Annotated in this window: 18 protein-coding genes; 7 read left to right on the forward strand and 11 right to left on the reverse strand. The window is 71.9% G+C overall.

What is annotated here, in order from left to right:
- The first annotated feature begins 31 nt into the window (after positions 1 to 31).
- The 3 genes from KF837_32770 to KF837_32780 are packed head-to-tail and all read left to right on the forward strand — an operon-like array spanning position 32 to position 9881.
- Positions 32 to 4822 (forward strand): AgmX/PglI C-terminal domain-containing protein, encoded by a 4791-nt coding sequence (locus tag KF837_32770; protein ID MBX3232147.1) that lies wholly within the window; start codon positions 32 to 34, stop codon positions 4820 to 4822.
- Complete coding sequence (locus KF837_32775; GenBank protein ID MBX3232148.1) at positions 4819 to 8889, forward strand: VWA domain-containing protein; 4071 nt, start codon at positions 4819 to 4821, stop codon at positions 8887 to 8889. Before KF837_32770 ends, KF837_32775 begins: the two co-directional genes overlap by 4 nt.
- A 23-nt stretch (positions 8890 to 8912) precedes the next feature.
- Positions 8913 to 9881, forward strand: a complete 969-nt coding sequence (locus KF837_32780; protein ID MBX3232149.1) for a hypothetical protein — start codon at positions 8913 to 8915, stop codon at positions 9879 to 9881.
- Positions 9882 to 10136: 255 nt separating this feature from the next.
- Here the strand turns inward: KF837_32780 and KF837_32785 are convergent, their stop codons facing one another.
- Together KF837_32785 and KF837_32790 are read right to left on the reverse strand one after the other, a co-directional pair.
- On the reverse strand, positions 10137 to 10727 hold the full coding sequence (locus KF837_32785) for a Uma2 family endonuclease (GenBank protein MBX3232150.1): 591 nt from the start codon (positions 10725 to 10727) through the stop codon (positions 10137 to 10139).
- A gap of 104 nt (positions 10728 to 10831) precedes the next feature.
- Positions 10832 to 11710: a hypothetical protein gene (locus KF837_32790; protein MBX3232151.1), complete on the reverse strand. Its 879-nt coding sequence runs from the start codon at positions 11708 to 11710 to the stop codon at positions 10832 to 10834.
- Between the two features lie 203 nt (positions 11711 to 11913).
- Between KF837_32790 and KF837_32795 the strand changes: the two genes are divergently transcribed.
- From KF837_32795 to KF837_32805, 3 genes are all read left to right on the forward strand, one after another.
- Positions 11914 to 13476, forward strand: a complete 1563-nt coding sequence (locus KF837_32795) for a C1 family peptidase (GenBank protein MBX3232152.1) — start codon at positions 11914 to 11916, stop codon at positions 13474 to 13476.
- A 45-nt stretch (positions 13477 to 13521) separates the two neighbouring features.
- Positions 13522 to 14550, forward strand: a complete 1029-nt coding sequence (locus KF837_32800) for an LLM class flavin-dependent oxidoreductase (protein ID MBX3232153.1) — start codon at positions 13522 to 13524, stop codon at positions 14548 to 14550.
- 84 nt (positions 14551 to 14634) lie between these two features.
- A complete protein-coding gene (locus tag KF837_32805) occupies positions 14635 to 15144 on the forward strand; it encodes a GNAT family N-acetyltransferase (protein ID MBX3232154.1) in 510 nt (169 codons plus the stop codon).
- On the opposite strand, the gene KF837_32810 is transcribed toward KF837_32805, so the two are convergent.
- Genes KF837_32810 through KF837_32820 form a run of 3 tightly spaced genes read right to left on the reverse strand, consistent with a single transcriptional unit; the run spans position 15130 to position 17392 of the window.
- Entirely contained in the window at positions 15130 to 15954 is an 825-nt protein-coding gene (locus KF837_32810) for a glutathione S-transferase family protein (protein MBX3232155.1), read from the reverse strand. The two genes, KF837_32805 and KF837_32810, sit on opposite strands and share 15 nt — an antisense overlap.
- A gap of 9 nt (positions 15955 to 15963) precedes the next feature.
- On the reverse strand, positions 15964 to 16755 hold the full coding sequence (locus KF837_32815; GenBank protein MBX3232156.1) for an NRDE family protein: 792 nt from the start codon (positions 16753 to 16755) through the stop codon (positions 15964 to 15966).
- A gap of 1 nt (position 16756) precedes the next feature.
- Positions 16757 to 17392 carry a hypothetical protein gene (locus KF837_32820; GenBank protein ID MBX3232157.1) on the reverse strand — a complete coding sequence of 212 codons (636 nt, stop codon included), beginning with the start codon at positions 17390 to 17392 and terminating at the stop codon, positions 16757 to 16759.
- Positions 17393 to 17437: 45 nt separating this feature from the next.
- On the opposite strand from KF837_32820, the gene KF837_32825 reads away from it, so the two are divergent.
- On the forward strand, positions 17438 to 18136 hold the full coding sequence (locus KF837_32825; GenBank protein ID MBX3232158.1) for a YebC/PmpR family DNA-binding transcriptional regulator: 699 nt from the start codon (positions 17438 to 17440) through the stop codon (positions 18134 to 18136).
- Between the two features lie 9 nt (positions 18137 to 18145).
- Here KF837_32825 and KF837_32830 read toward each other — a convergent pair whose 3' ends face one another.
- From KF837_32830 to KF837_32855, 6 genes are all read right to left on the reverse strand, one after another.
- On the reverse strand, positions 18146 to 19402 hold the full coding sequence (locus tag KF837_32830; GenBank protein ID MBX3232159.1) for an alpha/beta hydrolase: 1257 nt from the start codon (positions 19400 to 19402) through the stop codon (positions 18146 to 18148).
- 138 nt (positions 19403 to 19540) lie between these two features.
- On the reverse strand, positions 19541 to 20908 hold the full coding sequence (locus KF837_32835) for a serine/threonine protein kinase (GenBank protein ID MBX3232160.1): 1368 nt from the start codon (positions 20906 to 20908) through the stop codon (positions 19541 to 19543).
- A 29-nt stretch (positions 20909 to 20937) separates the two neighbouring features.
- The gene (locus tag KF837_32840) at positions 20938 to 21732 is read right to left on the reverse strand and encodes a hypothetical protein (GenBank protein ID MBX3232161.1); all 795 of its coding nucleotides are present in this window, start codon (positions 21730 to 21732) and stop codon (positions 20938 to 20940) included.
- Positions 21733 to 21755: 23 nt separating this feature from the next.
- Complete coding sequence (locus KF837_32845; protein ID MBX3232162.1) at positions 21756 to 23051, reverse strand: sigma 54-interacting transcriptional regulator; 1296 nt, start codon at positions 23049 to 23051, stop codon at positions 21756 to 21758.
- A 98-nt stretch (positions 23052 to 23149) separates the two neighbouring features.
- Positions 23150 to 23794: a hypothetical protein gene (locus KF837_32850; GenBank protein ID MBX3232163.1), complete on the reverse strand. Its 645-nt coding sequence runs from the start codon at positions 23792 to 23794 to the stop codon at positions 23150 to 23152.
- Positions 23795 to 23863: 69 nt separating this feature from the next.
- Positions 23864 to 25060, reverse strand: a complete 1197-nt coding sequence (locus KF837_32855) for an MFS transporter (protein MBX3232164.1) — start codon at positions 25058 to 25060, stop codon at positions 23864 to 23866.
- Positions 25061 to 25076 lie beyond the last annotated feature (16 nt).

Consider the following 25076-nt stretch of genomic DNA (forward strand, 5'->3'; position numbering starts at 1 on the left):
AGGGTCCTGAGGAGACGGAGAACTTGGATCGATGCGCCTTCATTCCGCCTGCGTCGTCGCCGCTCTCGTTCTGTTCTCCGTCTTCGCCCCCGCCTGCAAGCGAGGGCCCGCGCCGTCGCTCGTCGCGAAGGGAGACACCTTCGCCGAGATGCGCGCCGTCAAAGGCGAGATCAGCGTCACCCCGCCCGGCGAGAGCAAGCGCGCCCCCTACCCGCGCGAGCGCCTGGCCGACGGCGCCGAGCTCTCCCTCGCGAGCGGCGCGCTCGCGTGGATCCGCCGCGACGCGGGATCGGTGTGGCTCGTCGCCGGGCCGGCCCAGCTCACGCTGAAAGAAGACGTCTTCAAGATGACGTCCGGGCGCGCGTTCATCGACGGCGAGGACGCGCCGCCGGTGCGCATCGACTCGCCGCGCGGCATGGTCGAGCTCGAGAACGCGCGCGCGAGCTTCGAGGTCCTCCCCGACGGGAGCGAGGACGTCTACGTGCTGCGCGGCGCCGCGCGCGCGAAGAACACGGAGCGCGGCAGCGCCGGCGAGCGCCTCACGCTCAAGGCCGACGGCTCCATCACGCGGAGCCCCGCCGTCGCGTGGGACGACTGGACCGGCGGCCTCGCCACCGCCGACCCCGCTGCGCAGCCCGCGCCGTTCGGGCTCGGCACGGTGGGGGCGCGCCCGCCCGGCGACAAGGGCAAGCCGCGCTTCTCGCTCGTCATCGAGCGGCTCGACGTGCGCGTCACCGTCGACCACGACTTCGCGACGACCGAGGTCGATCAGACCTTCGTGAACCCGAGCTCCGACACCGTCGAGGGCATCTTCTCGTTCCGCACCCCGCCCGGCGCGGTGCTGAGCAAGTTCGGCGTCGATCGCGACGGCGACGTCGTGTGGGGCAAGGTCAAGGAGAGCGCCGCCGCGCAGCAGCAATACGAGAGCAACGTCTACCAGGGGTCGACCGAGGACCCTGCGCTGCTCGCGTGGAGCGGGCCCGGCACGTACAACGCGCGCCTCTACCCGATCCAGCCCGGCGCCAAGCGCCGCGTCGTCACGCGCTACGCGGAGTGGCTCTCGCGCCAGGGACCGAAGTCGGATCGCCGCCTCTACGTGTACCCGATGGCGGCCGAGGGCGCGCGCGGCTCGCTCCCGCGGATCGAGGAGCTGCGCGTCACGTTCGACCTCGCGAAGTCGGGCGCCTCCCGCGTGAAGGCGGGCATGAACGGGCGGACCGAAGGCAAGAGCGTCGTCATCCAGGCCTTCGACTTCGTCCCGCGCGCCGACCTCGCGGTCGAGCTCTTCGACGGCGGCGAGAGCGATCCCGTCGCGTACCGCGCGCCGCACACGCTCACCGCCGAAGACATCCCGATGAACGCCGACTCCAAGTTCGCGGCGAAGGTGTCGAGCGAGGAGCCCGACTACCTCCTCGTCCCGCTCCGCAGCAGCGCCGCCGACGCGGTCGGGCCTTCCGCCAAAGGTGTCGATCTCGCCATCGTCGTGGATACCTCCGCCGCGACCGAGCCCGGCGCCCTCGCGATCGCGCGCTCGCTCACGTCCGCGCTGCTCGCCCACCTCGGGCCCGACGATCGCGCCGCGCTCTGGGCCGGCGACGCGACGCTCCGGCCGATCGGCGAAGGCAGCGGCGAGCTCGCCGCGGTCGACGCGAACAAGCGCCGCGACTGGCTCGCCGGGCTCGCCGGCGTCGAGCGCGGCGGCGCGACCGACATCGGCGCGCTCCTCACCGAGGCGGCCGGAAAGCTCGACACGAAGCGCCGCGGCGCCGTGCTCTACATCGGCGACGGCCTGCCCTCCGTCGGCGAGGTCACGCCGAAGGCGATCAAGGACCGGCTCGTCCGCCTCCCGCCGACGACGCGCATCTTCGCGGCGGGAATCGGCACGCGCGCGAACGTGGCGCTCCTCGACTCGATCGCGCGCGGCGCGCCGGTCGAGACGGTCGGCGACGCCTACGCCGCCGCTCGCTCCGCGCTCCGCTTGCTCGAGGCCGCGCAGCGCGGCGGCTGGGTCGGGGCGACGGTCGATCTCGGCCCCGGGATCGAGCGCGTGCTCCCGCGCGAGCTGCCGCCCGTCGCGGCGGACGAGAGCGTGCTCGTCGTCGGCCGCATCGCCGGCCGCGTGCCCGACAAGGTCACGCTGAAGAGCGGCGACGAGAGCGCGTCGAAGTCGCTCAGCGTCGTCACGATCGAGGACACCGGCGACCTCCGCCGCCGCTGGGGCCAGGGCCGCATGCAGGAGCTCCTCGGCGAAGGCGCCGGCCGCGCGCAGCTCGTCGACATCGGGCGCCGCTTCGGGCTCGTGTCGCCGTACACGTCGCTCTACGTCCCGACGAAACGTGAGGTCGAGCGCGGCGACTCCGCCGAGCGCGAGCACGTCGCGCAGTCGCGCGCGGAGGCGATCGAGCGGCGTCGCTTCTGGCGGCCTTGGTCCCGCTCCTGGCGCTACGACGAGGCGCCGGAAGCGGTGGCCGCCTCCGCCGCCGACAACAAGGAGGGCGGCACCGGCACGCGCGCGAAGGGCGAAGAGGGCTCGATGGGCAACCCCCAGAAGAGCCGCTACGCGTCGGCGACGCAGCCCGCCGAGGACATGGCGCCCGCCGCGTCGGCCGCGGCGCCCGCCGGGATGATCGGCCTCCTCAACGCAGGCGCCGGCGGCGATCCGAACCAAGCCCCGGCCGCGCCGCCGCCCGTCGCGACGGCGGCGCCCGCCACCGTCGACCGCGACGAACGCGCGCGCCCCGCGGCCCCGAAGGCGGCGCGGGCGCCCGCCGGCGCCGGCGATCCTCTCGGCGCGCGCGGCAACCAGTGGGCCGATCAGATCGGCGACTCCTTCGGCGCGGGGGGGCTCGGCCTCTCCGGCAGCGGCGAAGGCGGCGCGGGACGCGGCGAAGGGATCGGCCTCGGCAACATCGGCACGATCGGACACGGCGCCGGGACCGGCACGGGCCAGGGCTTCGGCGCGGGGCACGGCAAGCTCGGCGGCGCGCACGCGACGAAGGCGCCGGCCATTCGGCAGGGTCAGATGACGATGAAGGGCAGCCTCCCCGCCGAGGTGATCCAGCGCATCGTGCGCCAGAACTTCGGACGCTTCCGCCTCTGCTACGAGGCCGGCCTCCAGAAGAACCCGAACCTCTCCGGCACCGTCACGACGAAGTTCACGATCGATCGCTCCGGCGCGGTGTCGAACACGGCCGACGCCGGCTCGGACATGCCGGACAAGACCGTGGTCCAGTGCGTCGTGAAGTCGTTCTCGACGCTCTCCTTCCCCCAGCCCGACGACGGCACCGTCATCGTCTCGTACCCGCTCCAGATGACGGCCGGCGACGACGCCGCGCCGAAGCCGCAGGCCGCGAACACGACGACGACCGTGACCGTCACCACCACCACCGGTCCGATCGGCGTCATCGGTCACACCGCGCGCCCGTGCGGCCCCGGCGCGGAGCTGCCGCTCTCGGAGCGCCGCGTCCTCTGGGGCGAGCGCCTCGCGAACGCGAGCACGTCGGCGGAGGCCGCGCTCGCGGTCTACAAGAAGGCGCTCGACGACTGCGAGGCGCCGACGTGGCGCGAGCGCACGACGCTGCTCCTCCAGATGGTGGAGCAGCTCAAGACCGTGACCGCGCGCGTCGCGCTCTGGAAGTCGCTCGTCCTCACGCCCGCGGCCGACGTGGTGTACCGCGCGATCGTCGTGCGCGTGCAGTCCGTCGCCGAGCTCCACGAGCTCCACACCGCGCTCGGCCTCGCGACGGTGGACCCCGACATGCTGAACGGCATGCTCGCGAAGGTGAAGACGCCGGCGGAGAAGGTCGGCGTCCTCCGCGCCGCGGCGCAGAAGTGGCCCGACGATCTCGAGCTCGGGCTCCGCGTGCTCGACGCCTACGAAGACGCGGGCGACGACGCCGGATCGCGCGCCTGGGCGCGCCGCCTCCGCCGCCGCGCCGACGCGACCGCGCACGTGTGGACCAGCGTCGGCGAGCACTACCTGCGCCTCGCCGCGCGCGAGCAGGGCGCCGACGCCGAGCGCGATCGGATCGAGGGCCGCCGCACGTTCGGCGAGATCGTCGAGTTCGCGCCCGAGGACCCGGCCGCGCGGCGCCGCCTCGGCGATCTCCTCCGCGCGCACGGCTGGTACGACGAGGCGCTCCGCCAGTACATGACGCTGCAGACGCTCACGCCGGACGATCCCGCGGTGCCGCTCCTCATCGCCTCGGCGGCGCAAGGCCTCGGCCGCGTCGAGGAGGCCGTCGGCTGGGCGGAGAAGGCCGCCCAGACCGGCTCGCCCGACGGCACGAGCCCGCTCTCCCGCGCCGCGCGCGCGACCGCGCTCGCGTTCATCGCTTGGGCGCGCGAGGACGCGCTGAAGAACGGGAAGAAGGAGGACGCGGAGAAGCTCCTCGCGCGCGGCAAGCGCCTCCTCGCCGCCGGCGGCAAGGCCGGCAACGACGGCGACACCGTGCGCGTCCTCGTCTCGTGGTCGCACCCCGAGCTGCACCCGACGTTGTGGACGAACGCGCTCGGCGCGCCGATGCCCTCGCCCGACAACTTCCTGCCGTTCGGGATCTCGGAGGCGAAGCTCTCCGGCTCGCCGGCGAAGGTCGAGGTGCGGCTCGAGCCCGAAGACGCGGCCCGCGCGGCGCGCCTCGGCGCGAAGGCGATCGTCACCGTCATCAAGGGCGCCGGCACGCCGGGCGAGACGATCGTGAAGCAGGAGCTCTCGTTCGGCACCGTCGCCGCGCCGTCGACGACGCTCGCGCTCAGCTACGACGGATCGCTCACCGTCACGGCGCAGGTCGCGAAGCCCGAGAAGCCGGAGGCGAAGAAGTGAAGCTCCGCGACCTGAAAGCAAAGCTCCGCGCGCTCCCGCAGACGCTGCGGAGCATGACGCGCGAAGACCTGAAGCGGCACGCGCTCTCCCTCGTCCGCCCCCGCACCGCGGTCCTGCTCCTCGCGCTCCTCGCGATCACCGCCGGCGCGATCGGGCTCCGCTCGCGCGGCGGCGCCACCGCCACGATCGGCGGGCTCGAGACCACGGTCGGCGATCTCCGCTCGCTCCACGCCGACGTGAGCGTGCAAGGCAAGGCCGCCCTCGGCGACACGCGCCTCCGCGACGGCGACGACGTGAAGACCGGACCCGAGGGCCGCGCGCGGATGCGGCTCGACGACGGCACCGTCGTCATCGTCGCGGGCGACACCGAGCTCACGCTGAAGGGCCAGAAGCTCCTCCTCGCGAAGGGTCGCCTCTTCGTCCAGGCCGGCACCTCCTCGCGGACCGAGGTCGCGATCAAGGACGCGAGCGCGACCGTGGTGTCGAGCGCGGCGGCGTTCGACGCCGGCGACGGCAAGGGCAAGGCGAGCGTGTATTGTGCACGTGGCGAGGTCATCGTCGCGACCGGCGGGAAGTCCACCCACGCCGCGAGCGGCGAGACCGCGACGATCGAAGGCGCGAACGTGAAGGTCGCGCCCGAGACCGCGTTCGACGACTGGACGGGTGGGCTCGCGGTGCCGTGGTCGGGCGAGAAGGCGCCCGCGAGCGCGATCGCCGAGCTCTGGGCCGGGAGCGGCGAGACCGATCCGGGCGCGCCGCTCGTCGTGCGCTCGCAGAAGGTCAACGTCACGGTCGAGGGAGAGCTCGCGGTGACGCGGATGCGGACGAGCTACTTCAACGGCTCCGACCGCGAGCTCCGCGCCGACGTGCGGCTCGCGCTCCCCGAGGGCGCGGTCGTCTCCCGCGTCGCGCGCTGCGACGAAGGGCGCATCGAGTTCCTGGCGTCGATGGAGATCGCGAAGGACGCGGGCACGATCGCGAACGGCTCGAGCCGCCTCGAGTGGGCGGGCGGCGGCTGGCTCCGCGGCGCCCTCATGGGGATCGAGGCGGGGAAGTCCGTCGACCTCCTGATCGACTACGTCGAGTGGCTGCCGCAGAAGAACGGGCGCGCGACGTACCGCTTCCCGATGGCGAGCGAGATCGAGGCGCCGATGGTCGGCGGGCTCGAGGTCAAGGTGTCGTCGCTCGCGCCCGCGAAGTGGCTCTCCGCGAGCACCGGCGCGGCGATCGTGAACGGCGCGATCGAGCTCCGGCGCGCCGACATCCGTCCCACCGGCGACCTCGTCGTCGAGCTCTTGCCCGCCGTCGTGAAGGCGGACGCCGCGCGCGCGTACGTCGAGCGTCCGAACGACGGCAAGGAAGACCCGTACGTCGTCGTCCGCACCGAGGTGCCCGACGTCGGCGAGAGCGGCGTCGCGCTCGCGCTCGTGGTCGACACGTCGAGCAGCGTCGGCCCCGCCCTCCTCGAGACGGAGCGCGCCGCGGTCGACGCGATCCTCGAGTCGATGGGGCCGAAGGACTCCGTCGTCGTCGTCGCGGCCGATCAGAACGCGGTCATGGTCGGGCCCGACAAGCTCTCGCCGGTGACGACCGAGCTCCGCGCGCAGATCCGCAAGGACATGACGCAGCTCCGCTCCGGCGGCGCGTCGAACCTCGGCGTCGCGCTCGAGCGCGCGGCCGATCTCCTCGACGCCGCGGACGCGAAGACTGCGCCAGCGTCCCCTGGGAAGAACCCGGGCATGGTCGTGTACCTCGGCGACGGCCGGCCGACCGTCGGCGAGAGCACGGGGCGCGACCTCCGCCGCCGCCTCGGCCTCCGCGCGAACGGCGCGCCGCGGCTCGGCGCGCTCGCGATCGGTCAGGGCGCCGATCGCTGGTTGCTCGCGGAGCTCGTGTCGGGCGCGGGCCCCGTCTTCGACGTGCTCGATCGCCCCGACGCCGCGCGCGCGGCCTCGGCCCTCGTCGCGGAGGCGCTCGCGCCGACGATCCGCGACGTGTCGCTCGTGCTCGGCGCTACGATCGATCGCGTGTACCCGCGCGACGCGCGCGCGGTGCCGGCCGGCACCACCCTCACCGTCGCCGGCCGCCTCCGCGGCGCGCTCCCCGACAAGATCTCGATCCGCTACCGCCAGGGCACCGAGGTCGTCGAGAAGATCATCCCGCTCGAGGAGGTGAAGCTCCCGCAGGACGCGGACGTCGCGAAGCGATGGACCGCGCTCCGGATCGAGGAGACGATCTCGCGCGACGACGGCATCGAGCCCGCGATCGCGCTCGCGGCGAAGTCTCGGCTCCTCACGCCGTGGACGGTCTGGTCCTGGTACGGCGCGAGCGCGTCGACGCCGTTCGCCGACCGCATCCTCGGCCTCTCGCCGAGGACCGACGCGGCGTACGCCGGCCGCGTGCAGCCCGCGCCGCAGCCGCCGTCGCTGCTCCTCGAGCCTCCGGCGGTGTTCGACGGCGAGGCGACGATCGAGCAGGCGGCCGAGATCGCGGCGCGCCACAACCTCGAGAACAACATGTCGGCGATGGTCGCGTGCCGCGACGCGCGCGCCTCGATCAAGCCGAGCGTGACCGGCGACCTCAAGATCGACGTGAGCGTGAACGCCGACGGCAAGGCGACGAAGGTGACGGTGACGTCGTCGCGTCCGGGCGAGGACGATCCGATCCTCGATCGCTGCATCAAGGTCGTCGTCGGCTCGATGCCGTTCTTCGACGCCGGCGTCGCGTTCAACTTCAGCCACGTCATCTCGCTCCCGCCCGCGCCGTCGTCGCGGCGCACCGAGTGCAGCGTCGCGTCGACGTTGCCGCTCGCCGTCCGCCGCGGCATCTGGCGCGCGCGCAAGGCGCGCGGACAGCTCGACTACGGCACCGCCGCGCACAGCTGCGAGCTCCCGACCTGGAGCGATCGCCGCACGCTGCTCGGGATCATGGCCCTTGGGATGAACGCGCAGACGGGGACCGCGCTCGCGAAGAGCCTCTCGGCGCAGGGCGAGACCGACGCGGCCGCGTTCGTGAAGCAGGAGCTCCTCCTTCACACGTCGCTCACCGCGCTCGGCTACGAGGAGCTGCGCCGCCTCCTCATCGACGACGAGCCGAAGGTCGATCGCGCGCTCGACAAGGCGTTCCGCGCGGCGAAGAACGACGAGGCGCGCGAGAAGGTGCTGCGCCGCTTCCTCCGCCTCGCGCCGCACTCGCCGCTCGGCCGCCGCCTCCTCCTCGGGATGCTCGAGAACAAGAACGATCGCGGCGGCCTCCTCGACGCGATCGAGCAGATCCGGAGCGACGTCTTCGCCGACGCCGGCCTCCTCGCCGAGTGCGCGTCCGCGCTCCGCCGCATCGGCGAGGACGCCGAGGGCCGCCGCGCGTTCGGCGACCTCATCGAGCGCGCGCCGCGCGATCCCTGGACGCTGGGCTACGTCGGCGATCGCCTCCGCGCGGAGGGCCTCTACGAAGACGCGGCCCTCGCGTACCTCCGCCTCGACGCGGCGATGCCGGACGATCCCGCGGTGACGCTGCGCCTCGCGCTCGCGCACGCGGGCGCGGGCCGCCTCGACGTCGCGACGCGCCTCCTCGATCGCGTCGCGCAGACGGGCGGCCGCGGCGACGACGGGCGTCTCGGCGAGCTCGCCTCGGTCGTCGCGGCCTCGCTCCTCGCGAACGCGCGCGAGGACAAACCGTCGCCCGAGACCGACGCGCTCCTCGTGCGCCGCCTCGCGCAGACGCCGCTGCCCGACGTCGCGAGCATCATCCTCGTGCGGACCCCGCTCACCGACGACAAGGTCGAGGTGTCGATCGCGCGCAACGTGAAGGACAAGGACGAGCTGCCGGCGGACCTCGACGCCTCGGCGATGGGGCTCTCCGCGCTCCGCATCGAGCGCGGCGGCGGCACCGCGCGCATCCGCATCAAGCGCACCGGCGCGGTGAGCGCGCGCACGACGAAGGGCCTCGTCACCGCGCTCGTGCTCGGGAGCGATCGCGCGAAGGCGAAGCTCGTGACACGCGAGGTCGACATCGGCGGGACCGACAAGGGGACGGAGCTCCGCTGGACCGGGGAGGCGTTCGAATGAGGAAGTCGAGGAGGCCTGGGCGCATGTCACATACGCCGGCGCCGCCGGACGTGGCCTCGGAGCCGGTGGTGGCGCCGGAGCCGGAGCCGCAGCCGCCGCCGGATTACGAAGCCGCCGCGCCGCCGCCCGAGGAGCCCGAGGCGCCGCCGCCGGAGGAGCCGGAGCCGCAGCCGTCGTACGAAGAGGAGTACGAGCAGCAGGAGCCGCCGTACGAAGGCGAGGCGTACGCCGAGGATCAGGCGCCGTACGAGGAGCCGCCGCCGGAGTACGAGACGGCGCCGATGGCGGGCCCGCCCGACGTGCTCCCGCCGCATCCGTACGATGTCGGCCCCATGACCGGACCTCCGCACCTGCTCGAGCAGATGTACGCGACGGGCCCGATGGGGGGACCGCCGCATGCGCCGATGCAGGCGCCGCCGCCGATGCAGCCGGACGGCGGGCCGTACCGCGTACCGCCGTACGATCCGACGTTCCTGCCGGCGCGCGGCGTCCCGATCCCGCGGCCGATCCTCGGCTCGGCGATCGCGGTCTACGGCGTGCTCCTCTGGTCGTTCGTTCTCGCGGGGCAGTTCGCGACGTCGTGGTTCGGCGCGGCGCCGATGGACGAGGGGCTCGCGGTGTTCATCGTCTTCGCGTCGACGCTCATCGCGTGGGTCGTCGCGGTGCGGAGGAGCAAGAGCGCGCTGCCGCCGCCGACGCGCGCGAAGCTCGTCGGCCGCTCGCTCGGCATCGTCGCCCTCGCCTTCACGGCCTTCTTCGTCACGCTCATCGGCGCCACGATCGCGGGCCAGATCGGCGCCCGCGATCACGACTTCGTCATCGCCTTCGGCCTCGTCACGATCGCGGTGACGGCGTCCGCGCTCGGCCCCCGCCTCGCGCACCCGCTCCGCCCCGCCCTCTCCCACGGCGCCCGCTTCGGCGTCGTCGTGATGTGGCTCGTCGGCGCCATCGCGACCTTCGTAGCGGGCGCGCAGCTCGCGACGAACGGGTAGAGGCCCGGTCGCGAGTAAGAGGTGCCCATGGGTGGAGACGCGGTGATCGGCCTCGCGGAGCCGGGCGGAGGATGGCGAGGGGTGTACGTTCGGTCCCCGTACGAGCCCGATGGGCTCGGGAGGAGACTGCTCGATCTGGTCGCCGAGGTGGGCGGGGAGTCGAGCGCCGCGTGGGAGAGGATCGCGAGCGCGCCGGACGGCTGGCGTGATGCGTTTCGCGATGCGTACGAGGCTGGCCGCGCGTCCGCGGGCGCATCAGGTGAGGCGCATGACGCCGTCTACATGGGTCATCCCCTCGTAGATCGAGTCGACCTCCAGTCGAGCGTCGACCGAACGCAACACCAAGGTCTCGCCGCGGGCGGCGTAGGTGGTCGTCCACGTCCCATCGGGATTGCGGACATGACTCTCGATGAGGGGGTCCTGGTGCGAGACGAGGACGTACTCCTTGAGGCTCGTCAGCGACCGATAGTGATCGAACTTCTTCCCACGATCGTAAGCCTCCGTGCTCTCCGACAAGACCTCGACGAGGAGGATCGGGTTGGTGACCGACTCGGGGTCTTCGGCGTCGGTCTCGAGCTTGCCGCACACCACGAACCCGTCCGGATAGGTTCCTTTCCCCGACGGGGTGCGCACGCGGATGTCTGGCCCCTCGACCACGCAGTCGCGTCCACTGGAGAGAGAACCCTTGATGGCGTCGCGAACGCGGGTGCCGAGCCTTCCATGCGCGATCGACCCACCCGACATGGCGAAGATCTCGCCGTCGAAGAACTCGTGCTTCGTCTCGCTCGTCCCTTCGCGCCTCGCGTACTCGGCGTAACTCAACTCGAGTTTCGGAGCCGACTGCATGGCGGGGAGCCTAGCACATGGCCCTGGTGCGGAAGCTCCCTGCCGCCGTCGCAGCGCGCGCGTACGCGAAGCTCCAGCACCCTCGCGGCGCCCTCTTCGCCGCATCAGCCTCGGACGTTGACCTCGGCCTGGGTCGTCCAGGCGTTCGCGCCGTCGAGCCGCGCGTCGAGCGCGCGGACGTCGACGCCGTTCTTCGGATCGCGCGCGAACACGTACGCGTCGAACCCCTCACGGAAGGCGGCGTCGTCCGCGTAGGACGCGCGGATCTTGGGGTGCGCGGCGAGGAAGGCCTCCTTCGAGACACCCGCGTCGGCGAAGTCACGTCCGGCGATCATCCCGATGTCGGCGCGGTGCTGGAGCGCCGCGAGCCCCTTCGGATCGCTCATCAGCCGCTCGGTCATGCGAAACGCCTCGGTGTTCGGTCCGCGCGAGACGCCGGGGAGCTCCTTGAACCGCGCGTCCTTGAACCCGGGCGGCAGGTTCAGCGCGCCGAGGAGACCGACGTGGACGTTCTCCCGCGTCACGGCCTCCGCCTGCTCGGCCCCCTGCGCGTGCGCGGCGTGGAGCTCGTAGAAGCCGAGCCCGAGGGCCACGAAGGGCGACGCCACGTCGAGCGCGAGCGGGAGGTGAGCCCCCGCGATCCCGGCGCCGTCCGCGACGACCTCCACCAGGCCGCCGAAGCCGTCCACCCCGACGTGCGCGTGGTGCTCCGCGGAGAGCTCGCGCTGCGTCTTGTCGCGTCCGTGCACGTCGACGCGGACGCCGAGGTCGCGGCGAAGCACCTGGTTCGTCCCCTCGGTACGATCGAGGTCGGCCGCCTCCGCGTCGGTGAAGTGCCTTGGTCCGAGCGTCTCCTCGCTGCGGATCGTCGTCTTCTTGTCGATGCCTCGAGGGGCGGGCTTGTGGAGCTCGCCGGGCGGGAGCGTCTCTTCGCTGCTGATCTCGAGGTACTTGCGGCCACGAACCTGGGTGACGTCGGACATGCGGCGCGGGTCGGCGCTCCGCGCGCGCGGTTGCGAGAAAAACGCGGCTCGGTCGCGGGGGTTGGGTCCTGGGCTCGGGGACGGGGCCGGGTTGTAGGAGAAAGGCCCCGACGTCGAGTGAATCCTCCGCGCGGGGGTCCGTCCAACCCTTCACGTCGTTGGACTCTTGCGCTGGAGCGCCTGAGACGCGACCCTCTCTACCCATGCGCCTTCTTCGCGTCGGTTGTCTTGGTCTTCTCGTCCTCTCGGGCTGCGTGATCCGCACCGGCACCGGCTCGCAGCAGCCGCAACAGCCGCCGCAGGTGCAGCAGCCGATCCCGCCGCCGACGGCGTACCAGCAGCCCTCGTACGCGTACTACAACGGCCAGCCGGCGCCGCCGCCGACGGCGGTCCCGTACATGCCGCCGGCGCTGAGCATCCCGGACGTCGTGAACCTGAACGCGATGCGCTCGGCCGCGGCGCAGCCTCGGCGCTGCGACCTCCCGGTCGAGGTCTCGCCGAACAACTTCATCCACCTCGACTGCTTCCCCTACCGGCGCGTCGCGATCTCGAGCGTGCACATGACGCCGGCGAAGCTCCTCTCGATCCGGAGCGGCAGCTTCAAGTGGAACCCGCTCTCTGCGCTCGGCGTCCAGATCCCCGGCGTGCCGAACGCGCCGACCAACGCGCCGACGCCGATCCGCAACGAGGCGCTGCCGGACATGGTCGACCACCGGCTCAACGGCACCGAGGGCCCGATCAAGGACCAGGGCAGCGTCGGCGCGTGCACCGCGTTCGCGCTCTCGTCGACCTTCGACAACTCGCTCCGCCGCGGCGCGCAGAACATCACGACGTCGCCGCATCACATGTGGTCCAAGTACGCCGTCCCCACGATGGAGGACGCCGCCGCCGCCGCGTTCAACGTCCCGATCACCACGCACGAGATCCTGCCGTACAGCGGCAAGGAGGCGTGCCAGATGGTGAAGGACTCCACCGACGAGTGCCAGATCGCCTACAACGTGCGGCCCAACTCGGTCTCGTCGAACCCCGACCTCGTCGCGAAGCTCCAGCGCGCGGACCAGTCCGGCGGCCACCGCATCACGAACTTCGAAGAGCTTCAGGTCAAGCCGCCGAACATCGAGGAGATCGTCGCCGTCCTCGCGAGCGGCGCCGACCTCTGGATCGCGATGCACATCGACTCGGGCGCGTTCTCGAACCGCCGCATGCAAAACTTCGTGGTCCCCGACTGGGCGATCCCGGACGGCGGCCACGCGATGACGATGTCCGGCTACCGCAAGGTGAACGGCCAGTACCAGTTCCTCCTCCACAACAGCTGGGGCGTGAGCTGGGGCGACAAGGGCTACGCCTGGGTCAGCCAGCCGATGGTGCAGCGATGGTTGCATCTTGCATACAAGATCAAGACCGACGCGGATCCGGGCGGCAACACGCCGGTCCTCCCGAAGACGGACGAAGACTGCAAGGCCGACCAGGTCATCGACACGGTGACGAAGACCTGCGCGACCGTCTGCAGCGACGGCTCGCACCCCGCGAACGGCCAGTGCCAGGGCGGCGCGCAGCCCGCGCCCGGCGGACTCATCCCCGGATTCCCCGGTATCCCCGGCCTCACGATCCCCGGCTGGCCGCAGCCGCAGCCGCAGCCGGCCCCGAACCAGCCGAATCAGCCCAACCAACCGAACCAGCCCAACCAGCCGAACCAGCAGCCGGCCTGGCCGTGGCCGATGCCGTCGAACTTCCCGCCGTTCTTCCAGCCCCAGCCGACGAAGTAGCGACGACGACGGCAACCGGAGCGCGCGCTGCATCATCGAAGCAGCGTGCGCTCCGCCATTTCCCTCTCCGCGCTCGACCTCGTACCGCTCTGCACCGGCGGCACGAGCGCGCAGGCGCTCGCGAGCTCGGTGGAGCTCGCGCGAAGCCTCGACCGGAGCGGGTACACGCGGCTCTGGTACGCCGAGCACCACAACATGCCGGGCATCGCGACGACGACGCCCGAGATCCTCATCGCCCACGTCGCGCCGCAGACCGAGCGCATCCGCCTCGGCGCGGGCGGCGTGATGCTGCCGAACCACTCACCGCTGAAGGTCGCCGAGGCGTACAAGCTCCTCGCCGCGCTGCATCCGGGCCGCATCGACCTCGGGCTCGGGCGCGCGCCCGGCACGGACGGTCTCACCGCGATCGCGCTCCGTCGCTCGCGCGCCGCGCTCGGCGCCGACGACTTCGTCGAGCAGCTGGACGAGCTCACCGCCTGGGACGCGGGCGACTTCCCCGCCGACCACCCGTTCCGCGCGGTGCGCGCGATGCCGGACGACGTCGCGCTACCGCCGATCTACCTCCTCGGATCGAGCGACTACAGCGCGAAGCTCGCGGCCGAGCTCGGGCTGCCGTTCGCGTTCGCGGCGCACTTCAGCCCGGACGCGCCCGACGCCGCGATGAGCCTCTATCGCGATCGCTTCCGGCCGAGCACGACGCTCGCGAAGCCGCACGCGATCCTCGCGCTCGCGGTGTTCTGCGGAGACACGGAGGACACCGCGAAGCGGATGGCGTCGTCGATGCAGCTCACCTTCGCGCAGCTCCGCACCGGCAAGCCGGGGCGCATGCCGAGCCCGGACGAGGTCGAGGCCCACGCGTGGACGCCGGCCGAGCGGAGCGTCGTCGACTTCGTGAACCGCCTCCAGATCGTCGGCACACCCGAGCAGTGCCGCGCGCGCATCCTCGAGGTCGCGGAGCGAACGCGCGCGGACGAGGTCATGATCGCGACCCACGCCTACGACCCCGCGGCGCGCATCCGCTCCTACGAGCTCCTCGCCGGCGCCTTCGGGCTCCGCGAAGGGACCCAGCCATAATGCAATGCGTCGGCCAACGACGCGGCTATCACGGCTGAAATACCGCCTTGACATGATGCGTCACGACCATAGTCTTACTGCGTCATGGAGAAGCTCCCTCCACTTCGGACGCGCCTGCGGCCGATTGTGCCAGCGGACGTCGCGGAGCTGAAGCGTGGGCTCATCCGGCTGTCACCGGAGACGCGGATCAAGCGGTTCCACGCGCCGGTGAGCCAGCTCACCGACGCGCAGTGGGACTACCTCACGAACGTCGACGGCGTCGATCACGTCGCGTACGCCGCGTGCCTGGAGGAGGCGTTCGAGGACGCGCCGCCCGGCGCGATCGTCGGCGTCGGCCGCTTCATCCGCGATCCGAAGGATCCGCGCATCGCGGAGGTCGCGTTCGTCGTGCACGACAACGTGCAGCGCCGCGGGATCGGGCGCGCGCTCCGCGACGCGATCCGTGACGCCGCGATCGATCGCGGCGTCGAGTTCTTCCGCGCGCACGTGCTGCCCTCGAACCTCGGGATGCGGAGGCTGCTCGAGACCCCCTCGCTCATCCGCCTCGGCGAACGCGAAGGCGCGATCGACTTCCGAATCTCACGCGCCGCGTGAAGGCACCGCCGCTGCTCCGACGAGCCCGAGCTCCTCGTCCGTCGCGGCGGGGCCGTACTTGTCGCGCGGCGGCATCGGTCGCCGCGACCAGTGCGGCTCGAACGCGAACGACGAGACCTTGCGCCCCGGGGCGAGCCCGCCGTTTCCGACGTTGAGCGCGTAGTCGTAGTACAGCTTGATGATCTCCTCGCGCTCGACCTGCTGCGCGGCGGGGTGCTCGAGGCACGCGTCGACCCAGCGCCGAACGCGCGCGAACCTCGGCTCGTCCGGGAGCGCGAAGCCTTCGTAGTACTCGACGAACCAGAAGCGCATGAACATCGGCGTGAACACCGCCTCCGCCCAGCCGAAGTCGTCGCGGAGGAACGTGCGGTCCGGGGCGTGGCGGACGAGGAACGCGTCGAGGAGCGCGTACTGCGCGAGCAGCTTGTCGCGCAGCGCGTCGCGCTTCGAGCGGTCCTGGTTCATCACGAACCCGTAGCCCGCGCTCACGAACGGTCCCTCGAGCGCGGTCAGCATGTTCTCGACGCCGCGCTCGTACGGATCGCGCGCGGCGACGCGCGGCTCCGGGAAGCGGTCTTCGAGGTACTGCATGAGGACGAGGCTCTCGCGCAGGACGCCGCCCGTCTCCGTCTCGAGGATCGGGAGCGACGTGCTGCCCGGCGTCTTCGCGAGAAGCGCGGGGTCCCGCGGCTTCGTGATGTCGACGACCTCGAAGCGGACCTGATCGCGCAGCCCCTTCAGCGTGAGCAGCACCTCGAGCCGCTGGCAGAAGGGACACACCGGGATGTGGTAGACGCGGAGCTCGCTCATCGCTCGAGCCTACCCCGGCCAGCGCGCGAGGACGACGCGTCGATCGACGACGACGGCGCCGTGCGTCCGCTCGTACACCGTGAGCGACGCACCTTCGCGCACGACGACCGTCGACGTCCGCGTGCCGTAGCCCATCTCCGGCATGCGGATGAACGCGGGCGAGAGCGAGCGCTCCATCTCGACGCCGACGCCGGTCGACGGCAGCGACGGATCGGGCGCCGCGACGTCGTCCGCGAGCGCGGCGAAGAGCGCGATCGCGAGCTCGTCCGCCGCCCCCGCGCCGCGCAGCGCGGGCGCGATCCGCTCCGTCAGCGCGGTCACCTTGGGCCACGGCGTGTCGATCGACGCGTTGGAGAGGCCGTGGAGGCCGGGCCCTACCGTCGTCCGCGCCACGCCGTGGTTCGAGAGGTGCACGACCTCGGCGCCGCCGCGATCGAACGCGAGCACGTTGACCCCCGCGAAGCCGGCGCCGGTGACGTGGCGCTCGAGCGCGTCGAAGGTCGTGTCTGCGCGCAGCCAGCGCTCCACGATCTCGCCGCGCGACGGCGCGGCGGGGGCGACGACCTCGCTCGGATCGCGCACGTTCGTCACGAGCGCGATCCGCCCCGCCGCCGAGACGCCGAGCCACGTGCCGCCGCCTTGGAGGTCGCGGCCGCCGAGGATCGGCGCGTTCCCCTCCCCGACCTCGGGCGTCCACCAGTCGAGCGGCGCGGTGGGGCGCGCGTAGAATTCGTCGCGGTTCGCGGCGATGACGAGCGGGAAGCGCTCCGAGACGCCGAGCGCGAGGCCGACGAGGCACATGTCAGGCGCGGCCGGCGAGCGCCTGCTTGGCGCGCGTCGTGATCGGGTGGTGGACGCCGAGCCCGAGATCGTAGGCGGCGATCGCTTGCCCGATCGCCATCTTCCAGCTCTCCCAGTCCTCGGTGTCGGCGTAGACGTCCGCGATCTTCATCCAGACGTCGCCGCTCGCGCGCGGCGGCGCCTTCATCACGAGGACGGCCATGCCGGCGCGGTAGAACGACTCGGCGGCCTCGAGATCGCCCATCGCGTGCGAGAGCAAGCCGAGCGCGACCGCGAGGCGGCCGGCGTCCTCGCCCTTCTTGTCGGCCGCCTTCGCCTCTTCGAGCGACTGCGCGAGGAGCGCGTGGAGCTCGGGCGCGGGCTCGCCGAACATCACGGTCGTGCCGTCGCTCGCGGAGGCCCACGCCCAGATCGCGTCCTCGAGATCGACCGCCGTGTCCTCGCCGGTCCCGGGCGCGGCGCCGTGCGCGGTGAGGACGAGGGCCGGGTCTTCGCCGGCGACGACGCGGCTCGGGAAACCGCTCGTCACCGCGGCGTCGCTCGCGAGCACGGACACGTCCAGCACGCGGACGGCGGCGCCTTCGAGCGTTCCCTTCGCGAGGTAGACGAGCAGCTGGTCGCGCGGCGCTTGATCCATGGGATTTCCGGCGAAGGTTACTCCCTTTTCTGCTATCCGCGGGGCATGGGCGCACAGTGGAAGCAGAAGGGCCGCGAGGCCAGCGCGGCCGCGAAGGGCCGCGTCATGGGGAAGCTCGCGAAGGAGATCATGATCGCCGCGCGCGGCGGCCCCGATCCGACGATGAACCCGCGCCTGCGCATGGCGGTCGAGGCGGCGAAGAAAGCCTCGATGACGAAGGACACGCTCGAGCGCGCGATCAAGAAGGGCGCCGGTCTCCTCGACGAGCCGGTCAACTACGAGACCGTCGTGTACGAGGGCTTCGCTCCGCACCAGGTGCCGGTCATCGTCGAGTGCCTCACCGACAACCGGAACCGCACCGGCGCGAACGTCCGCGTCCTCTTCCGCAAGGGCCAGCTCGGCGCGGCGGGCTCGGTGTCGTGGGACTTCGCGCGCATCGGCGCGATCGAGGCGACGCCGCCGCCCGGCGGCGCCGACGCGGACGAGGCCGCGATCGAGGCGGGCGCGCAGGACCTCGAGCCGGCCGACGACGGCGCGACGCGCTTCTTCACCGAGACGGCGGACCTCGACGCGGTGAGCAAGGCGCTCACCGACCGCAAGTGGAACGTCACCTCCGCGAACCTCATCTGGAAGCCGAAGAACCCGGTCACGCTCGACGACGCGAAGCGCGCCGAGGTCGAGTCGTTCCTCGAGTCGATCGACGAAGACGACGACGTCCAGAACATCTACGTCGGCCTCGCCTGACGACGAGGCTCAACGGCCGGGGCCAAGGAGGAACGCGAGCGCCTTCGGGAGGCGGGTGCTCCACGAATCGCCGTGGTGCCTTCCGCTCGGATCGACCACCGTCATCAGCGTCGTGCCCTTCGCGTACCCCATCGTGAGGAGCGCCGCCTCGAGCCGCGCTTGCTTCTCGGCGGACGGCATGAGCTCCGCGAACTTGGCGTCGGGCGCGTCGGCGCGCTCGTCCTCGCCGGTGTCGGTGTAGATGCGGGCCGCCGTCTTCGGTCCGAGCTCGAGGCCGCGCGCGCGCGTGACGACGACCTCCTTGTCCCAGTAGGTGGCGATGGAGAGACCGGCGACGGCCCCGAACGTGTCACCTTCGAAGAGCCCCGCCCAGACGCTGATGAGACCACCGAGCGACGAGCCGAGCATGAACGTGTGCTCGCGATCGGCCAGCGTGCGAAGCCTCTCGTTCACGACCGGCCTGAGCTCGTCGACGATCATGCGGAGGTACTGCGGCCCCTGCCCGGTCCCCGTCGTCTCGGCGAAGGCGTCGTCGGGCGTGGGAGAGTACTCCTTCACCCGATCGGGGATCGGATCGCGCGGGTCGAGCACGATGTTGAGATCGATGCCGATGACGATCGCCTCTGGAATTCGACCGGCGGCGATCTCCGCGTTCATCGTCGTCTCGGTCTTGAAGCTGCCGAAGGACGCCTTCGCGAGCGAGTCCTCGAGCGGCGCCATGTTCCGCTCGAAGATGATCTGACCGTCGTGCATGTAGATGACCGGGTAGCGCTTCGCCGTGTTCTCTCGATAGCTGGGCGGCGTGTACATGCGAACGCCGTGGGTGTTCTTCAGGACGCGCGACGCGAAGGCATCGGCGAAGCCGGCGAGCGTCCCCGTCTCGTGGTCGAACCACGGGTAGACCTCGACCGACTGCCCCGGCTCCACGACGTAGGGCGGCCCCTTGGCCGGGCTCCCGTCGCGCGTCGGCCGGAACGCGACCGGCTCGCGAACGTCTTCGAGCGTCAGCTCCCAGACGTCGTCCTCCACCGCGGTCAGCGCTCCGAGATCGCCGCCACCGTCCGCCGCGAGCGCGATCGTCGCTCCGCCCGCGGGGTAATGGATGCGGATGCGCCCCGAGCTCGCGGGGAGCGGCTCCTCGGCGGGGGCTCGCGGCGCGTCGCCGGACGCGGCCCTCCCATCCTTCTCCGGTGACGAGCGATCGAGACGCGTGCGCTCACCGTCGGACACGACCCCGCAGCCCGCGAGGACCGCACAGAGCGTCAAGGAGCCGAGAAACCTGCACGAAGAGCTCGTCATGCCTCTCGTATGGGCAACGCCCGTGCCGTGCACGCTGGAGCGGTCCGCTCGAAGCGCGAGCGGCTTCGACGCTCGCGTCTGACAACGAATCCGTACACCGATCCGTCAGAGGCATTCGGGCTTCACGACCCGGATGCCGGTGGCGTCTTCGATGTAGGGCGGGTCGCAGCTTCGCTTCGCGGGCTTGAGCCGTGTCGCCGGAGCCCGCGCCGACGCCGGCGCCGGCGCCGACGGAGCCGGCGCGGAGGACGACGCGCGCTCCGGGAGGGACACGGCCGGCGACGCCGCCGGCGCGACGGCGGCGACCGACGAGCTCGGCGCCGCGATCGGCGTCGAGCGCGGCATGAGTCGCGCACCGGCGACGGCGAGCCCGACGAGGAGCGCGACGACGACCGCGAGACGAAGAGGCCACTTCGCACGAGGAGGCGACGCGACCGGGCTCGGCGCCGCGAGCTCGACCGGCGGGTCTCGAAGCGGCTTCGGCGTCTCGCGCGTCACCGCGGTCGCGGTCGCGGTCGCGAGGCGCTCGGCGCGCTCGGCGAGCTGACCCGCCGCGACCTCCTCGACCCACTCCGCGACCTCGCTCGCGAGCGCGACCGGCCCGTGCGTCTCCAGCGCGTTGGCCATCTCGCGCGCGGTCTGGAAACGTGCGGCCGGATCGCGCGCGAGGCCGCGCAGCACGAGCGCGTCGAGCCCTTCGTCGATCTCCGGAACGCGGCTGCGCGGCCCGAGGACGGGCGCCTCCAACACCTTCGCCATCATCGCGCCGCTGTTGCTCGCCGCGAAGAGACGCTCGCCCGTGAGGCACTCCCAGAGGACCACCGACGCCGCGTAGACGTCGGTCTGCGGCCCCACCTCCCCGTCGAGCAACTGCTCGGGCGCCATGTACGCGAGCTTTCCCTTGATCTGATCGCCGGTGGTGGCGTGGAGCCGGTTCGCCGCCTTCGCGATCCCGAAGTCGAGGATGCGGGCGAGGCCGTCGCTGCCGACGAGGATGTTCTGAGGCGAGACGTCCCGATGGACGATCTGGAGCGGAGCGCCGTCCTCGTTCGTCGCCGTGTGCGCGGCGTGAAGACCGTAGAGGACGTCGCTGGCGAGCCGGAGCGCGATCTTCGGCGGAACACGCGCCCCGCGCGGCAGGTACGTGCGCAAGAGGCTCGCGAGCGAAGCGCCGGCGACGTACTCCATGACGAGGAGCAGCTCGCCGTCCTCCGCGACCGCGTCGAGCGTCGCGATCACGTTCGGGTGATGGATCTGCGCGGCGAGCCGGGCCTCGTCGACGAACATCTCGACGAAGCTCGCCTCGCGCGAATACTGCGGATGAAGACGCTTGATCGCGACGACGCGCGCGAAACCGGCGTCGCCGACGATTCGCCCGAAGTGGACGGCGCCCATCCCGCCGGAGGCGAGCTCACCGAAGATCTCGTAGCGCCCGATGCGTCGCTCCGGCGCGCCCTGTCGTTGCGCGCGCATCGCGGCGGCGGGGGTTCGAATCAGCTCGCTCAAGGCAACCTCGCCTGGACGGCGAGGCCACCGGGCAGCGGCACGAGGACCGCTTGCGCGCGCGCGGCGGAGAAGGACGGCCAGAGGAAGGCGGCGAGTGCCATGGAGACGACGCCGGCGCCGGCGAGGACGCCGGACGTCCACCAGAGCGTCTTGATCGTCGTGACGTCCGAAGCGGCGCACGACGGCGCGCAGGTGTCGCGCAGGTCCGCGCGCTGCAGATGCCCCATCGTCGTGAGCACGCCCGCGGTCGCGAGGAGCCCGATCCCCGCCGCGCCGAGCGCGAGCGAAGGCGTCCGACTGGGCCGCTCCACCGGCGGCCGCGCCGGCGGCGGCGCGGGCAGATCGATCAACGCGGCGACGAGACGATCATGCTCCGCCGGCTTCAGCGTCAGCCGCACCTCCTCCGAGGTGGAGTCGCCTCGCTCGAAACGAAAGACGTGATCGCCCGGCTCGAGCGTCATCGCCTCGGCGGGGACGACCGCCGCGATCTTCGTTCCATCCATCACGACGCTCGCGTCGATGACGGGACGACCTCGTCGATCGCGCAAGCTGAAACGCACCGTCGGCATGAGCGCGTCGATCTCGTGGAGCCAGGCCTTGCAGTCCTTCGTCAGCGCGGCCGGGCACGTCTCGAGACAGGTCTCGAGGTCGGCGCGCGCGGCGACGATGTCGCCGTCGCGCTTCGTCCGCTGCGCACCTTCATACGAGGCCTTGCATCGCGCCTTGTTGCTCTCCGCGCTCGCGATCCCGGAGAACGACGCGATCCCGGAGAACGAGACCAGGACGAGCAACGCCGTGCACGATCGGTTGCGGCTCACTCCTCGTCGTCCCGGCGCATGCCGTAGCGATGGAGCAGGCGATAGAAGAACTGCCGCGTCACCCCCGATGCGTTCGCTGCCACCGCCACCCTCCCGCCGTTCTCTTGGAGCCTCTTTCGAAGGTACGCGCAGTCGAAGCTCTCGAGGACACGATCGCGAGCATCGAGATACGGGAGCTCGAAGAGCTCGGGGTGCGGACGCGAGGTCTCCGCGGCGCCGACCGTGTCGAACGCCTCCGCGCCGAGCTCTGGAAACGTCACGAGCCGTAGCAAGACGTTGTTCAGCTCCCTCACGTTGCCGGGGAAATCGTACGAGCGAAGCATGCGCATCGCGTTCGGAGGCAAGTCCGCGATCGTCCGCGGCGGGGAGAGGCGCGCGAGGAACAACTCGATGAGGAGCTCGAGGTCTTCCCCGCGATCGCGCAGCGGCGGCACGGAGACCTCGACCACCGCGAGGCGGTAGAACAGGTCTTCGCGGAAGGTCCCGCTTCGCATCCCGGCGCGGAGATCGCGGTGGGTCGCGGCGATGACGCGCGCGTCGAACGGCACGTAGGCGTTGGCGCCGACGCGCCGAAATTGCTTCGACTCGAGGACGCGCAAGAGCCGCGGTTGCAAGTCGAGCGGCAGCTCTCCGATCTCGTCGAGGAAGAGCGTGCCGCCCCGCGCCGACTCGAGGACGCCGGCGCGATCCGTCGCGCCGGTGAAGGCTCCACGAACGGATCCGAAGAGCTCCGACTCGACGAGGCTCGGAGCGACCGCGCCGCAATCGAAGATGACGAACGGACCGTCTTTGCGCGGGCTGTTCGCGTGGATCCCCGCGGCGAGGAGCTCCTTGCCCGTGCCCGACTCGCCCCGAAGGAAGATGGTCTCCTTCAGCGCCGCGGCCCGCGCGAGCTTGGCGAAGAGGGCGCGCATGACGGTCGATCCTCCGACGACGTCGCCGAATCGGGCGTTGACGGAGAGCTCGACGAGCGTGGGGCTCCCGGTCGCACGCACCACGAGCTGCACGCCGCCCGCGCTGACGAACACGTCGGGAGCGAACAGCACCTCACGCACCCGGACGTCTCCGACGAACGTCCCGTTCTTGCTCCCCAGATCGCGCAACACGAGCCCGTCCTCCGACACCTGCATCGAGCAGTGACGCCGCGAGACGCGACGGTCGTCGAGGATCAAGTCGCACTCGGGGCCGCTGCCGATCGTCACCGGCTCGAGACCGAGCGGAATGGACTGGTCGGAGGAAGCGCCCACCACCTCGAGCCGCAGCGACGGGAGGAGGGCCGCGTCGGGACGCATCACGGTGACGGTCGGAATGTCTCTCGTGGACACGACGAAGCGCTGCCTCTACGCGGTGGGTGTCATGACGAGCCACGTGATGTGGCCGGCGCGGACCATCACATTGTAGAAGGCAATCTGCCGCCCATCCTCGCGAACGTCTTCGTCTGCGTCGCGCTCGGCGTGCCCACCGCGTCCAGGTAGTAGGCCACGGTCTCGGGCGCCTTCGGCTCGGCCTGAACCGTCACTCCCGCCAGGGGCGCCTCATCGCAGTCCAACGTCGCAACGAACACGTGACCATGGTCCGGACTGACGATGTCTCCGACCAGCGCCGCGAGCTCCGATTTCGTCGGCAGCGAGAACGTTCGGATCTCGTTCTTGGGCGCGCTCTTGTCGGGAACGGGGAGGGCGTAAATGATGCCGGGGACGAGGTCCGGCTGGGTCGGGGGCGCTTCGATCTCGAGGAATCCGCGAAAGCCGCTCGTCAGCGAGATGTCGAGGCGCCCCGTCTCGTCCGTGCGCGCCGGGACGTCGACGGGTGAGGTGCAGGCGGCGTCGAACACGTCGCACGCCTTGATCGGCACTCCGACGAGCGGCGGATTCGGCGGAACGAGCCGGCGAAGGTGCACCCTGTACGGGACCACGACCGGCTCGATCGGCGTCTCTCGTCCGAGGCACGCCCAGGGCCCGCGCTCGCCGCCCGTGAGCCCGCTCAGATCGCACGAGCTCCCGAGGATGGAGACGAGAGCGACGAGGATCTTCATGCCCCCGGAGCCGTTGCGCCGAAACCACATCGGTGAGCACAACGTACCATCTCGCCGCGCGGCCCAGCGCTAGCGCGTGCGGCGAACGAGGGACCATCCGAACGGGAGCAAGAGCGCGTTGACGGCGGCGGCGACGAGGTAAGGGGTCGCGAGCGAGCCGGCGAAGAGCGCGCTGCCGGCGAGCGGTCCGAGCGCGCCGCCGATGTCCGACGCGACCTGCAGCGCGCCGATGCCGAGGCCGCGGCGCTCGGGGGGAACGATGCGCCCGAGGAGCGCGAGCAGCGACGGGCCCATCCCCGCGACCCCGACGCCGAGGATCCCCATCCCGAGCGCGACGGTCGGGACGCGCACCGCGAAGGCGAGCACGACGAGGCCCGGGATCGTGAAGAGGAGCCCCGCGAGCGCGACCTCGGCGTGGACGTCCTTCTTGTCGCCGAGGCGGCCGAGCCACGGCATCGCCGCCGCCTCGGTCACGACGAGCCAGCCCATGAGCACGCTCGACGTCGCGCGCTCGGGAAGACCGAACGCGGAGAGCCGCTCGACGTGGACGAGGAGCGCGACGGTGGTGAGCACCACGCCCGACCCCGCGAACGCGCTCGCGAACCCGAGCGCGCCGAGCGCGGCGAGGCGGGCGTTCGCCATCTCCCGCAGCGCGCGGACGACCGGCGTGCGCGGCGCCGCCTGCACGCGGAGATCGGGGACGAGCGCGAACGTCGTGATCGCGGAGAGCGCCACGCCCGCGGCGCCGGCGGCGAAGGTCACGACCTCGTTCGAGAGATCGGCGAGGAAGCCCGCGCTCACGAGGCCGATCGGGACGCCGAGCTGGATCGCGGCGCGCACGGCGCCGGCGACGCGGCCCGCGTGCGTGGGGCCGCCGCCGTGGAGCGCGAGCGCCTGCGCGGCGATGAACACGCCGGCGCCGCCCATTCCGTGGAGGACCCGGCCCACGAGGAAGAACGTGCCGGGGTACGCCGTCGTCACGCCGAAGACGAAGGCGATCATCCCCGCGGCCTGGAGGAGGAGGCCCGCGATCATCGCGCGGCGGCCGCCGAAGCGATCGATGAGCGAGCCGACGCTCGGGCTCACGAGCACGCGGACGATGCGGTTCGCCGCGAGCACGAGGCCGATGAACGCGACCGGCAAGCCGACCCGCATCCCGACGCTCGGGAGGATCGGGAACGCCATCCCCGCCGACACGCCCGCGAGCATCACCGGCGGCGCGAGGGCGACGATCATGCGGCCCGGGGTCGTCGCGTGCTCGTCCATCGGGATCGGGAATCGG

The organism is Labilithrix sp. (assembly GCA_019637155.1).
Classification (GTDB): Bacteria; Myxococcota_A; Polyangia; order Polyangiales; family Polyangiaceae; genus Labilithrix.